Source organism: Marilutibacter chinensis, assembly GCF_021725675.1.
Lineage (GTDB): Bacteria > Pseudomonadota > Gammaproteobacteria > Xanthomonadales > Xanthomonadaceae > Marilutibacter > Marilutibacter chinensis.
This window is the reverse complement of record NZ_JAKJPO010000001.1, coordinates 693,145-705,771: the sequence shown is the minus strand read 5'-3', so window position 1 is coordinate 705,771 and position 12,627 is coordinate 693,145. Positions and strand designations below refer to the sequence as shown.

Sequence of the window (12,627 nt, the reverse complement as noted above, 5' to 3'; positions counted from 1 at the left end):
CAGCGGCAAGCGGGCGAAACCGGCCTGCGCGCCCGCATAATGGCGCCCCCTTCCGCACCCGCGCCGACGATGACGGACACACCCCGGGAAGCCATTCACGTCCTGCGACAGGCTCTGTTGGACTACGCTGGCCGCTGGCCGAAGGAAGCTGGTTTCGAGCCCTTCATCGCGTTGCTGGACGCCCCTCAGGATCCGTTCTCGCGCTCGCGCCTGGCCGGTCACTTCACCGCCTCGGCCTGGCTGGTCGACCGTTCCGGGAGCCGGGTGCTGCTGACCCACCACCGCAAGCTCGGTCGATGGCTGCAACTGGGCGGCCATGCCGACGGCGACCGCGACCTGGCACGGGTAGCGCTGAAGGAGGCGGAGGAGGAGTCGGGCCTGTCGGGCCTGCAGGTGGAACCGGAGCCGTTCGATCTCGACCGCCACTGGATTCCCGAGCGCGGCGCGGTGCCCGGCCATTGGCACTTCGATGTGCGTTACGTGGTCAGGGCCGGGGAGAACGAGGATTTCGTCGTCAGCGAGGAGTCGCTGGACCTGGCCTGGCGCGACATCCGCGCGCTGGCCGAAGACGCAGGCTCCGACGAGTCGATGCGGCGGATGGCGGTCAAGTGGTTGCAGCGCGGGTAGGCGGTAGCGCGGCGCCCTGACGGTCCGGTCAGGTCATGAACGATCGCGGCTTACGCCGCTCCTGCGGGAAACGCCGGACTGACGAACAGACGGCTTGGGTTGGAGCGGTCTTCGCAGGAGCGGCGTAAGCCGCGATCCGAGCAGCGCGGCATGCCCGGACCCGCCATCGGACGGGGCCGGGTCGGCGCATGGCCTCAGTCCGCGCGGCCGGAGAACTCGCCGGTGGTGGTGTTGACCAGCACCCGCTCGCCGTTGCCGATGTACTCCGGGACCATGATCTCGATACCGGTCGACAGCCGGGCCGGCTTCGGACGCTTGGTCGCGGTGCCACCCTTCAGCTCCGGAGGCGTCTCGACGACCTCGATCGCGACCGTCTGCGGCAGTTGCAGCGCGACCGGCTGCTCGTCGATCAGCTGGACGTAGCAGCCTGAGAGATCGTCGACGATGTATCCGGCGGCGTCGCCGACGACGTCGGCATCGAGGGTGTAGGGCGCGTAGTCCTCGTCGTCCAGGAACACGAAGGCCTCGCCGTCGCGGTACGAATAGGTCGCCTGGCGCCGGCTGAGCTCGATCTCCTTCAGGTCGTCGTCGGCATCGAAGCTGGCGTCGAGCTTGTTGCCGCCCGGCACGCTGTACATGGTGAAGCGGAAGCGGACGTTGCCGCCGCGGCCCTGCGGCGAGCTGCGGTCGATGTCGCGGACCTGGTAGACGCCGCTGTTGTATTCGACGACGTTGCCTTTCTTGATGTCGCTGGCTTTCATTTTTTTTAGGGCTGATGAGGTGCGGGGATAGGGAACTCGAGCGGGAGGGCGGCCGGGGTCGTGAAGGTCGTCCAGCCCTCTGCCCTCGGCCCCTGCTCGCTACTTCGGTGCCAGTCGGGTCGCGCCGTCGAGGCGGATCGTCTCGCCGTTGAGGTAGGTGTTGCCGAGGATGTAGGCGACCAGGTCGGCGAATTCCTCCGGCTGGCCGAGGCGCGACGGGAACGGGATCGACGCCGCCAGCGACTGCTGCACGCTTTCCGGCATGCCGTCGACCATCGGGGTCCAGAACACGCCCGGCGCCACGGTCATCACCCGGATGCCGAACCGGGCCAGCTCGCGCGCCATCGGCAGGGTCATGCCGACCACGCCGCCCTTCGACGCGGAATAGGCCGCCTGGCCGATCTGGCCCTCGTAGGCCGCCACGGACGCGGTATTGACGATCACGCCGCGCTCGCCATCGGTACCGGGCTCGTTGTGCTGCATCAGGTTGGCCGCGGCCTTGGCGACGTTGAAGCTGCCGACCAGGTTGACCATGACCGTGGCCTGGAAATTGCCCAGCGGCATCGGCGCCTCGCGGCCGAGCACGCGGCCGGCGCCGAGGATACCGGCACAGTTGACCACGGTATTCAGGCCGCCGAGGAACTCGCGCGCGGCCTCGACATTGGCCGCCACGCCGTCTTCGGAGGTGACGTCGGTCTTGAAGTAGCGGGCACTGGCTTCGCCGAGTTCGGCGACCGCGGCCGCGCCCTTCTCGTCGTTGACGTCGAACAGGGCGACCTTGCCGCCATGGGCGACCAGATGGCGGGCCACGGCCAGACCGAGGCCGGAAACGCCACCGGTGACGATGGCCAGGGAGGAATCGAGCTGCATGTCGGTACGGCTCCAGAAGCGGGGCGAGCCGGACATTCTAAGGCCTGATCCCGCTTTTCCGCGGCAATGGGGCTGGCAGGCGAGCGTGCGCGACCCGCAGTCGGCATCTCCTCGTGGGGTCGAACTCGACCCGGGCAACGGGTATCCGCGCGACGCACGCCCGGCGGATATCTTCGTCGCGCGAATCAAGAAACCCGATGGCTTGGCGATGTTCGCGGCCGGCGAAGAAGAATTCGTATGCATCCGGGTAGTCGTCGCTGCCGTCGTCGAAACGGCAATCCAGCACCCGGAATCCGCAATCGTCATCCTCGACCAGGGTCAGCCGCGGAACATCGTGAAAGTCGCGGTAGGCCATGGTGGGAAGCCACTTCCCAGTGCCGGGCATCATCCGTTCCGCCCCGTTCCGCATCAGCCCGACGCATCCGTCCGGTAGCGCTGCAGCAACTGGTCCGGCGGCAACCCCGGCGCGAACAGGAAACCCTGGCCGAACCGGATCCCCAGTTGCAGCAGGAAGTCGCGCTGGGCCTCGTGCTCGACGCCTTCGGCCACCACCTGCAAGCCGAGGCTGTTGGCGATGCCGGTCACCGCCTGGCAGACCGCGATGTCGGACTGGTTGCCTGGCACGCCCTGGATGAACAGCTGGCTGAGCTTGAGGCCATGGATCGGCAGGCGCCGAAGGTAGTTCAGTGCGCTGTAGCCTTCGCCGAAATCGTCGATCGACAGCGATACGCCCATCGCCCGCAGTTCCTCGAAGGCGCGCAGGGTGTCCGGTTCGTCCTCGATCAGCACACGTTCGGTGAACTCCAGCTCCAGCATGTGGCCGGGCAGGCCGCTCTGCCCGAGCGCTTCCCGCACGCTCAGGATCAGGTCCTCGCTGAGGAACTGGCGGTAGGACACGTTGACCGCGATGCGGTCGAGCGCCAGGCCCTGGTCGCGCCAGCTGCGCAGTTGGCGGCAGGCTTCCTGCAGCACCCAGCGGCCGATGCCGACGATGTCGCCGGTGGACTCGGCATGGTCGATGAAACGATCCGGGCGCATCTCGCCGAGCGAGCGGTTGCGCCAGCGGATCAGCGCTTCGGTGCCGAGCAGGCGGCCGCTGCGCATGTCGACCTGGGGCTGGTAGACCAGATGGAACTCGTCGTTGTGGACCGCGCGGCGCAGGTGGGTTTCCAGTTGCAGCCGCTGCAACTGGCGCTCGGCCAGCTCGGGCGTGAAGGCCTGCGAACCGTTGCGGCCGCGCCGCTTGCTGTCGTACATCGCCACGTCCGCGCACTGGATCAGCTGTTGCGAGGCCAGGCCGTCCTGCGGGGCGTGGGCGATGCCGATGCTGGCGGTGATGTTGAACTCCTCGCCATCGAGGCGGAACGCGGTGCCGAATGCCTGCAGGATCGCCCCGGCAAGGCGCTGCGGCCGTTCCGGATCGTCCTGCGCCATGCAGATGACCAGGAATTCGTCTCCGCCGAAGCGGGCGATCAGGCCTTCCAGCCCGACCACGTGGGCGATGCGCCGGGACGCATCGATCAGCAGGCGGTCGCCGGCGGCGTGCCCGAGCATGTCGTTGACGATCTTGAATCGGTCCAGGTCGATGTAGAGCACGGCGATGCGGGTGGGCTCGGGTTCCTGCAGCCAGCCGTCGAGCTCCTCCAGGATCGCGTCGCGGTTGAGCAGGCCGGTCAGAGGATCGGTGCGCGCCTGGAGCCGCAGCACTTCCTCGGCCTGCTTGCGCTCGGTGATGTCCTGCAGGGTGCCGGTCAGCCGCGCGCTGTAGGCGGTGCCGACCAGCGGCTCGCCGATCACCCGGATCCAGAACGGCTTGCCGCTGCCGTGCACGCCCTGCAGCTCCATGCTCAGCCCGTTGCCTGTGGCCATCGCCCGGGCCAGCGCGTCGCGCAGCCGTTGCCGGTCCGGCACCCGCAGGCAGGCCATGAAGGCGTCCATGTAGCGCGGCGCGGGATGGCAGCCGATGATCCGCTGCGCCTCGTCGGTCAGGTACAGCTCGTCGCGGCCGCTGTCCCATTCCCAGCCACCGATGTGGGCCAGCGCCTGGGCGCGGTCGAACAGGGCGCTGTCGCGCTTGAGCGCGGTCACGTCCGAGTACAGCGACAGGATCTGGCGCGGACGGTCGCCGCCGGCAGGGTAGTGCGGCACCGAGGTCACCGACAGCCAGCTCAGCTGGCGGCGCTCGCGGTGGTAGAAGCCCAGCAGCGTGCTCTCGATCGTGCGGCCCCACTGCAGCGCCCGTTGCGCGGGCCATTGGCTGGGCGGCAGTTCGCGGCCGTGCTCGTCGATCACCAGCCAGTTGTCGGGCCGCATCTCGTCTTCGAGGAACTTTCCCTTGCCGATGCCGAAGATCCGCATCGCGGCGGCATTGGCGAACATGTAGCGCCCACTGGCGTCCTGCACCAGGATGCCCTGGTCGAGGGTCTCGACCAGCTCGCGGTAGCGCAGCTCGGCGTCGCGGCGACCGCTGAGGTCGCGGGCCACGGCGACCAGGCATTCGCGGCCGTCGTACTGCAATGCGGCGGAGTGCACCTCGACCGGGAAGCGTGTGCCGTCGGCGCGCATGTTGGTGACTTCGATGACGTAGGTGTTGCCGCGGCGCAGCGTCTCGACCACCGGCGCCATGTGGTCGGCCGGCAGGTCCGGGTTCAGGACGTGGATCGGTCGGCCGACCACGTCCTCGCGTGGACGCTTGTAGGCGCTCATCCCGGCGCGGTTGAGGTCGAGCACGGTGCCGTCGTAGTCGATGATGCTGACCGGGTCGGGAACCGCATGGAACAGCGCGTCGTAACGCTGCCTTGCGCTGTCGGCATCCGCGCGTGCCCGCACCAGCGCATCGTGCGCATCGCGCAACAGGGTGCGCACCGGCTCGGGCTGGGCGGAGTCCTCGAGCGCGCGTTCCAGCGCCGCCAGCACGTCGTCCGACGACGCCGGGTCGGCGCCGGAAGCGGGGCGTACGGGCGGCGACACGGTCATGAGGCCGCCAGTGCCTTCGCCACCTTGCTGCCGCTGTCGCGGCCGAGCAGTGCGGCGAGCCAGCGGCCGGTTCCGGCGAGCGCGTCGAGGTCGATGCCGGTTTCCACGCCCATCCCGCGCAGCATGTAGACGACGTCCTCGGTCGCGACGTTGCCGCTGGCGCCTTTCGCGTAGGGACAGCCGCCGGTGCCGGAGACCGCCGCATCGACCACCGCGCCCCCTTCCTCCAGGCAGGCGAGGATGTTCGCCAGCGCCTGTCCGTAGGTGTCGTGGAAATGCACCGCCAGCGCCGCGGCCGGCACCTCGGCGGCGACGGCCCTGAACATCGCCCGCGCCTTGCCTGGCGTGCCGACGCCGATGGTGTCGCCGAGCGAGACCTCGTAGCAGCCCATCCGGTGCAGCGCAACGGCGACCCGCACCACGTCGGCGAGCGGGACCTCGCCCTGGTACGGGCAGCCGAGCACGGTGGAAACGTAGCCGCGCACGCGCACGCCATCCTCGCGCGCCCGCGCCATCACCGGCGCGAAGCGCTGCAGCGACTCGTCGATGCCGGCGTTGATGTTCCTCCGGTTGAACGCCTCGGACGCGGCGGTGAACACTGCGATCTCCTCGACCCCGACCTCGCGGGCGCGCTCGTAGCCTTTCTCGTTCGGCACCAGCACAGGGTAGTGCACGCCCGGCCGGCGGGCGATGCCGGCATAGACCTCGGCGGCGTCGGCCAGCTGCGGCACCCATTTGGGGCTGACGAAACTGGTCGCCTCGATGCTCTGCAGCCCGGTCGCCGACAGCCGGTCGATCAGCGCGATCTTGTCGGCGGTCGCGACCAGCGCTTTCTCGTTCTGCAGGCCGTCGCGCGGGCCGACCTCGACAATCCGGACCTGGGCGGGCGTGGCGGGCTTCATGGCCGTCATGATGCCAGCGCTACCAGCACGACGTCCGCATCGACGAAGTCCCCGACCGCGGCCTGGACCTGGGCCACCGTGCCGCCGCGCGGTGCCTTCAGGCTCAGCTCCATCTTCATCGCCTCGATCACCATCAGCTCCTGGCCCGCCTCGACCTCGTCGCCTTCGCCGACCCGGACCACCACGACGCGTCCCGGCATCGGCGCGGTCAGGGCGTCGGCGGCGGCCGCATCGCCGGTGGTGCCGGCCTGGTACATCGCCACCGGCTGCAGTTGCAGGCGCCGGTCGCCGTCATGGACGACCCGGGTACGGCCGTCGTCGATCACCGACATGCGCAGCCCACGGTCTCCGATACGGAAGCTGATCCGGCCGTCGGCCAGGCGCGCGCCGGCGATCCGGTGACTGTCGCCGGCGAACTCGATGCGGTAGTCGCCGCCGCTGCCCTGGGCATGCAGCTCCAGCCGCTGGCCGCGGTGGAGCAGGGCGATGCTGCGGCGACTGCCGTGGCCGAGCCGCCAGCCGTCGGCGATCGCCCACGGCGAGTGCGGGTCGGCCGAGGCCAGCGCCCGCTCGCGCGTCAGTCGTTCCTGCTCGATCAGCACGGCGACCGCGGCGGCGAGCACCATGTCGGCGTCGGCCGCCTCATCGGTGCCGGTGAACTCGTCGAGGTGGCGGTCCAGGTAGCCGGTATCGATCGTGCCCCCGACCACCGCCGGGTGGCGCACCAGCCGTTCCAGGAATGCGACGTTCGACTTCGGCCCCTCGATCGCGCATTGCGACAACGCATCGCGCAGGCGGGCGAGGGCGGTCGGGCGGTCGCGGTCGTGGACGATGAGCTTGGCGATCATCGGGTCGTAGAAGATCGTCACGGTGTCGCCCTCGACCACGCCCGCGTCGATCCGCACCCCCGCATCGGGCCGCGGCAGACGCAGCCGTTCCAGCCGTCCGGAGCCGGGCAGGAAGCCGGCCTCGGGATCCTCGGCGTACAGCCGCACCTCGATCGCGTGCCCGTCCTGGCGGACCTCCTCCTGGGTCAGCGGCAGCGGTTCGCCGGCGGCGATCCGCAATTGCCACTCGACCAGGTCCAGTCCGGTGACCATCTCGGTGACCGGGTGTTCGACCTGCAGGCGGGTGTTGATCTCCATGAAATAGAAGTTCGCCCCGGAAGCCGGTCCGTCCTGGCCGACGATGAACTCGACCGTGCCGGCGTTGACGTAGTCGATCGTGCGCGCGGCCAGCACCGCCGCCTCGCCCATCGCGCGACGCAGTTCGGGGCTGAGGAACGGCGACGGCGATTCCTCCAGCACCTTCTGGTAGCGGCGCTGCGCCGAGCACTCGCGCTCGTTCAGGTGCATCGCCCCGCCGAAGCGGTCGCCGAACACCTGGATCTCGATGTGGCGGGGCTTCTCGACGTAGCGCTCCAGCAGTACGCGGTCGCGTCCGAATGCGTTGGCTGCCTCGCGCTGGCAGCTCTCGAGGCTGGCAACGAACTCGCCGGCCTCGCGCACGATGCGCATGCCCTTGCCGCCGCCGCCGTGCGCGGCCTTGATCATCAGCGGATAACCGATCCGGTCGGCCTCGGCCTGCAATGTCGCGGTCGACTGGTCTTCGCCGGTGTAGCCCGGCACCACCGGGACACCGGCGGTCTCCATCAGCTGCTTGGCACCGGCCTTGCTGCCCATCTTGCGCATCGACGCGGCCTTCGGGCCGATGAACACCAGTCCTGCGGCCTCGACCGCGTCGGCGAAGTCGGCGTTCTCGCTGAGGAAGCCATAGCCGGGGTGGATCGCCTGCGCGCCGCTGTGTCGGGCGACGGCCAGGATCGCATCGCCGCGCAGGTAGCTGTCGGCCGGCCGCGGACCGCCGATGCAGTAGGCCTCGTCGGCCTGGCGCACATGCTGGGCATCGGCATCCGCCTCGGAATAGACCGCCACGGTGCGGATGCCGAGGCGACGGCAACTGCGGATGACCCGGCAGGCGATTTCGCCGCGATTGGCGATCAGGATTTTTTCAAACATGCCGTCAGCCTCCGATCCATTCCGGCTTGCGCTTGTCGAGGAAGGCGGTCAGGCCTTCCTGGCCTTCCGGCGACACCCGCAGGCGGGCGATCAGGGCGGCATTGTCGTGGTCGTGACGGTCGCGGTCGCCATGGGCGACGACCTGGCGCACCAGCCGCTTCGCGGTCGCGGCGGCCACCGGGCCGGCCTTGAGCAACAGGTCGATCTCCCGCTGGACCGCCTCGTCCAGCGCCTCGGCGGCGACGACCCGGTGCAGCAGGCCGATCCGGCGGGCCTCGTCGGCGTCGAGGATCTCGGCGGTCGCGAACAGCCGACGCGCCTGGCGCGGGCCGATCGCGGCGATCACGTAGGGCGAGATCACCGCCGGCAGCAGGCCCAGCCGGGCCTCGGTCAGACCGAACCGGGCCCCCTCGGCGCCGATCGCGATGTCGCAGCAGGCGACCAGGCCGACCCCGCCGCCGAACGCCGCGCCATGGACGCGGGCGATGGTCGGCTTCGGCAGCTCGTCCAGGGTGCGCATCAGCCGCGCCAGGGCGAGCGAATCCTCGCGGTTCTCGTCCTCGCTGGCGGTGGCCATCGAACGCATCCAGTTCAGGTCGGCACCGGCGGAGAACGAGGCGCCTTCGCCCTCCAGCACCACCACGCGGACGCCGTCCTCATCGGCCAGCCCTAGCAAGGCCGCCGTCAGCGCGGCGATCAGGTTGGCGTCGAAGGCATTGTGCAGATCCGGCCGGTTGAGCCGGAGGCGGGCGACCGCGCCATCGCGCAGGGTCAGCAGGGGAGAGCTCATCGGGAGTTTTGCCGGGTCGGTCGGAACACCCGGCAGATGATAAGGCAAGGCCGGAAAGCCGCTTGCGCCGGGCGTGCCGGGGACGGGCGAGCCGTTGCTGGACGCGCTAATCGCGGCATGTCGGTGCTAGAATTGAGAACAATTCCTATTTGCTCAGGTGCGCGACTTGAAGCTGTCCGAACTGCCGCGCCGCGTTGCGGCCATCGTCGAGTGCGTGGAGGACGCGATTCCGAACGATGCCATCGCCCGCCGTCTGCGCGAACTCGGCTTCGTCGCAGGTGAGCGCGTCGAACTGATGGCGGCCGGTCCGTTCACTGCCGAACCCTTGCTGGTGCAGGTGGGCTTCACCCGCTTCGCGCTGCGCCGGGCCGAGGCCGCACGCGTGCGCGTCGCGGTCGAAGGAGGCACGGCATGAGCGAGGCACCCGCCCTGCGCCTGGCCCTGGTCGGCAGCCCCAACTGTGGCAAGACCGCGCTGTTCAACCAGTTGACCGGCAGCCGCCAGAAGGTCGCCAACTACGCCGGCGTCACCGTCGAGCGCAAGGAAGGCCGCCTGCGTGCGCCGTCCGGCCGCCACTACGCGGTGCTCGACCTGCCCGGCGCCTACAGCTTCCATGCCGCCAGCCTCGACGAGGCGGTGACCCGCGACTTCTGTCGCGGCTTCTATCCGGGCGAGGCCGCGCCGGACGTGATCGTCTGCGTGGTCGATGCGACCAACCTGCGCCTGCACCTGCGCTTCGCGCTGGAGGTGCGCGCGCTGGGCAAGCCGATGGTGCTGGCGGTCAACATGATGGATGCCGCGCGCCGGCGCGGGATCGAGGTCGACCTGCAGGCGCTGGAGCGCGAGCTGGGCGTGCCGGTGGTGGCGACCGTCGCGGTGCAGCGGCATGGGGCGCGCGAGCTGGTGGCGAAGATCGACACGCTCGGAAGCGAACTGCATCCGCCCAAACGGCAGATGCCCGATGGCGCCGCCGAGGATCCCGACGCCCTGCACGCGGAGACGCGGCGGCTGCTGTCGCTCGCGGTCGGCATGCCGCGCCGCACGGCCGCGATCGACGACGCGCTGGACCGCTGGCTGCTGCATCCGGTATTCGGGCTGGCCGCACTGGCGGCGGTGATGTTCCTGATCTTCCAGGCGGTCTATGCCTGGGCTACGCCGGTGATGGACCTGATCGACGGCAGCACCGGCGCGCTGGGAGAGTGGGTGACCGCGACCCTGCCGGAGGGGCCGCTGACCAGCCTGCTTGCCGACGGCATCATCGCCGGCCTCGGCGGCGTGATCGTGTTCTTGCCGCAGATCCTGATCCTGTTTGCGTTCATCCTCGCGCTGGAAGAGTCCGGCTACCTGCCGCGCGCCGCGTTCCTGCTCGACAAGCTGATGGCGTCGGCGGGGCTGTCGGGGCGCTCGTTCATCCCGCTGCTGTCCAGTTTCGCCTGTGCGATCCCGGGCATCATGGCGACGCGCTCGATCCAGGACCCCCGCGACCGCCTGGCGACGATCATGGTCGCGCCGTTGATGACCTGTTCGGCTCGGCTGCCGGTCTATGCGTTGCTGATCGGCGCGTTCATCCCGCAGCGGGACGTCGGCATCTTCAACCTGCAGGGCCTGGTGCTGTTCGCGCTGTACATGGCCGGCATCTTCAGCGCGCTGGCGGTGTCGTGGGTGATGAAGAAGTGGCGCCGCGACAAGGGCGAGCATGCGTTGCTGCTGGAGCTGCCGTCCTACCGCGTCCCGCATCCGCGCGACCTGCTGATCGGCCTGTGGGAGCGGGCGTGGATCTTCCTGCGCCGGGTCGGCGGCATCATCCTGTCGCTGACCATCCTGCTGTGGTTCCTGCTCAGCTTCCCCGGCGCGCCGGAAGGGGCGACCGGTCCGGCGATCGACTACAGCTTCGCCGGCCGCATCGGCCACGCGATGACCGCGGTGTTCGCGCCGCTGGGCTTCAACTGGCAGATCTGCATCGCGCTGATCCCGGGCCTGGCCGCGCGAGAAGTCGCGGTGTCGTCGCTGGCGACGGTCTATGCGCTGTCGGCGGCCGACGACGAAGCGGCGACCCAGGCGCTGACACCGGTCATCAGCGACGGCTGGTCGCTGGCGACCGCGCTGGCGCTGCTGGTGTGGTTCATCTATGCGCCGCAGTGCATCTCGACCCTGGCGACGATCAAGCGCGAGACCGGCTCGTGGAAGCAGGTCGCGATCTCGGCCGGCTACCTGTTCGGCCTCGCCTATCTGGCCGCGATGCTGACCTACCAGGTCGCGGTGGCGTTGGGGGCGGGATGATGGAGACCGGTCTGCTGCTGCAGTACCTGCTGATCGCGTTGGCGGTAGTGGCCAGCGCGGCCTACGTGCTGAACCGGCAGTTGCCGGCGTTCACCCGCCGGCTGCGGGTGGCATGCGCGGTGCCGATGGTACGCGAGCGCCGGCCCGGCTGGATGCGCGCGCTGGGACGCTGGATCGCCCCGCGCGCAACGGGAGCCGCCGGCGCCTGTGGAGGTTGCGACGGTTGCGGACCGGCGGACTGAGCGGACCTTCAGGCCACGGCCATCGCGGGTCACGCCGCTCCTGTAGCAGCGGCGTAAGCCGCGATGGGTTCTGTTGATGGCCGCCCATCGTGCGGGCGGCAGAGCTGGGGGCCGTGCGCGCGGGCCGCTCAGTGCCGGCTGCGTCCCTTGCCGGCGCGGTAACCCTTGACCTCGAACGCCTCCACCGCGAGCGTGAAACTGCGTTCCTCGCCCGGGTAGAGCGCGCCGACGCCGATCACCTGGCGATCGATCTCCTCGCCGCGCTCGTTGCGGATCGAGACCACCATCGTGTATTCGAGCGCGCCGTCGGTCGGCTGCGGCCGGATCGTGCCTTCCACCCGCAGCGGCACCGTGCGCTGCGCCTTCGACCCGACCGCGTCGGGATCGAAGCGCAGGTGGTGCTGGCACGCGGGACAGACGTTCGCGCTTTCGAGGATCGTGGTCTTGCAGTGCGGGCAGGTCCGCGTCGCGCCAGGCGTGCCTGGGCGGAGCGCGCTCATGCGCCGGCGCCGTTCTCCCCGGCGGCACCCTTGCCGTTGCCGGAACCGTTCGACTTGCCGTCCTTGCCGCTCCAGCCGAATTCGACCTGGCCGCGCATCTTGGAGCCGGCCGCGACGGTCACGGTGCCGGCCTTGATGTCGCCGATCATCGCGCCGCTGTCGAGCAGTTCGACACGCTCGGCCGAATCGATGTTGCCTTCCAGCTCACCGGCAATGATCACCTTGCGGGCCTTGACCCCGCCGTTGAGCTTGGCGCCGACTTCGATCGTCAGATCGCCCTGCACGTTGACATCGCCCTTGAACTTGCCGGCCAGGCGCACGTGCCCGGAGCCCTCGATCTTGCCCTCGATCGTCAGGTCGGAAGCGATCACCGATTCCTTCAGCTGGTTCGCCGGCGCGCGCTGGGTCGCGGGTGCGGGTGCGGTGGCCGGGGAGGCGAACGACGGCTCGGGGCGCGTTTCGACCGCGCGCGGCGTCGGAGTCTCCGGCGGCGGCGCGTTCTCGCGCTTCTGTGGGGAGGCGGGACTGTTGAAAATGGCCATCGTGCGGGACTCCTCTGGCGGGACTTTGGGGGGCGCAAGCCGCGGAAAAATCGACAACAACCGAGGCTAGCACGCAGGTGGCCGGTGTCCGCTGTGACCGCTCTCAACAATCGGCCAAC

Annotated in this window: 13 protein-coding genes; 4 read left to right on the top strand and 9 right to left on the bottom strand. The window is 69.7% G+C overall.

Annotated elements, in window-relative coordinates:
• The first annotated feature begins 69 nt into the window (after positions 1–69).
• Complete coding sequence (locus L3V18_RS03145) at positions 70–627, top strand: NUDIX hydrolase (protein WP_237053137.1); 558 nt, start codon at positions 70–72, stop codon at positions 625–627.
• Between the two features lie 194 nt (positions 628–821).
• Here the strand turns inward: L3V18_RS03145 and yeiP are convergent, their stop codons facing one another.
• From yeiP to L3V18_RS03110, 7 genes are all read right to left on the bottom strand, one after another.
• Positions 822–1,388, bottom strand: coding sequence for an elongation factor P-like protein YeiP (gene yeiP, locus L3V18_RS03140; RefSeq protein ID WP_237053136.1), 567 nt, complete (start codon positions 1,386–1,388; stop codon positions 822–824).
• 99 nt (positions 1,389–1,487) lie between these two features.
• Entirely contained in the window at positions 1,488–2,258 is a 771-nt protein-coding gene (locus tag L3V18_RS03135; protein ID WP_237053697.1) for an SDR family NAD(P)-dependent oxidoreductase, read from the bottom strand.
• Positions 2,259–2,295: 37 nt separating this feature from the next.
• A complete protein-coding gene (locus tag L3V18_RS03130) occupies positions 2,296–2,613 on the bottom strand; it encodes a hypothetical protein (protein ID WP_237053135.1) in 318 nt (105 codons plus the stop codon).
• Between the two features lie 53 nt (positions 2,614–2,666).
• Positions 2,667–5,234 (bottom strand): sensor domain-containing protein, encoded by a 2,568-nt coding sequence (locus tag L3V18_RS03125; RefSeq protein WP_237053134.1) that lies wholly within the window; start codon positions 5,232–5,234, stop codon positions 2,667–2,669.
• Complete coding sequence (locus tag L3V18_RS03120) at positions 5,231–6,136, bottom strand: hydroxymethylglutaryl-CoA lyase (RefSeq protein ID WP_237053133.1); 906 nt, start codon at positions 6,134–6,136, stop codon at positions 5,231–5,233. Before L3V18_RS03120 ends, L3V18_RS03125 begins: the two co-directional genes overlap by 4 nt.
• 5 nt (positions 6,137–6,141) lie before the next feature.
• Complete coding sequence (locus tag L3V18_RS03115; RefSeq protein ID WP_237053132.1) at positions 6,142–8,154, bottom strand: acetyl/propionyl/methylcrotonyl-CoA carboxylase subunit alpha; 2,013 nt, start codon at positions 8,152–8,154, stop codon at positions 6,142–6,144.
• Positions 8,155–8,158: 4 nt separating this feature from the next.
• Positions 8,159–8,944, bottom strand: a complete 786-nt coding sequence (locus tag L3V18_RS03110; RefSeq protein ID WP_237053131.1) for an enoyl-CoA hydratase-related protein — start codon at positions 8,942–8,944, stop codon at positions 8,159–8,161.
• 166 nt (positions 8,945–9,110) lie between these two features.
• Between L3V18_RS03110 and L3V18_RS03105 the strand changes: the two genes are divergently transcribed.
• From L3V18_RS03105 to L3V18_RS03095, 3 genes are read left to right on the top strand one after another with little or no spacing between them, the layout of a single operon-like run.
• Positions 9,111–9,359 carry a FeoA family protein gene (locus L3V18_RS03105; protein WP_237053130.1) on the top strand — a complete coding sequence of 83 codons (249 nt, stop codon included), beginning with the start codon at positions 9,111–9,113 and terminating at the stop codon, positions 9,357–9,359.
• Entirely contained in the window at positions 9,356–11,224 is a 1,869-nt protein-coding gene (gene feoB, locus L3V18_RS03100; RefSeq protein WP_237053129.1) for a ferrous iron transport protein B, read from the top strand. The genes L3V18_RS03105 and feoB overlap by 4 nt, the downstream gene beginning before the upstream one ends.
• Positions 11,221–11,466: a DUF6587 family protein gene (locus tag L3V18_RS03095; protein WP_425493455.1), complete on the top strand. Its 246-nt coding sequence runs from the start codon at positions 11,221–11,223 to the stop codon at positions 11,464–11,466. The genes feoB and L3V18_RS03095 overlap by 4 nt, the downstream gene beginning before the upstream one ends.
• A 128-nt stretch (positions 11,467–11,594) precedes the next feature.
• Here the strand turns inward: L3V18_RS03095 and L3V18_RS03090 are convergent, their stop codons facing one another.
• A complete protein-coding gene (locus tag L3V18_RS03090; protein WP_237053128.1) occupies positions 11,595–11,966 on the bottom strand; it encodes a hypothetical protein in 372 nt (123 codons plus the stop codon).
• On the bottom strand, positions 11,963–12,508 hold the full coding sequence (locus L3V18_RS03085) for a bactofilin family protein (RefSeq protein WP_237053127.1): 546 nt from the start codon (positions 12,506–12,508) through the stop codon (positions 11,963–11,965). The genes L3V18_RS03090 and L3V18_RS03085 overlap by 4 nt, the downstream gene beginning before the upstream one ends.
• Positions 12,509–12,627: the final 119 nt, after the last annotated feature.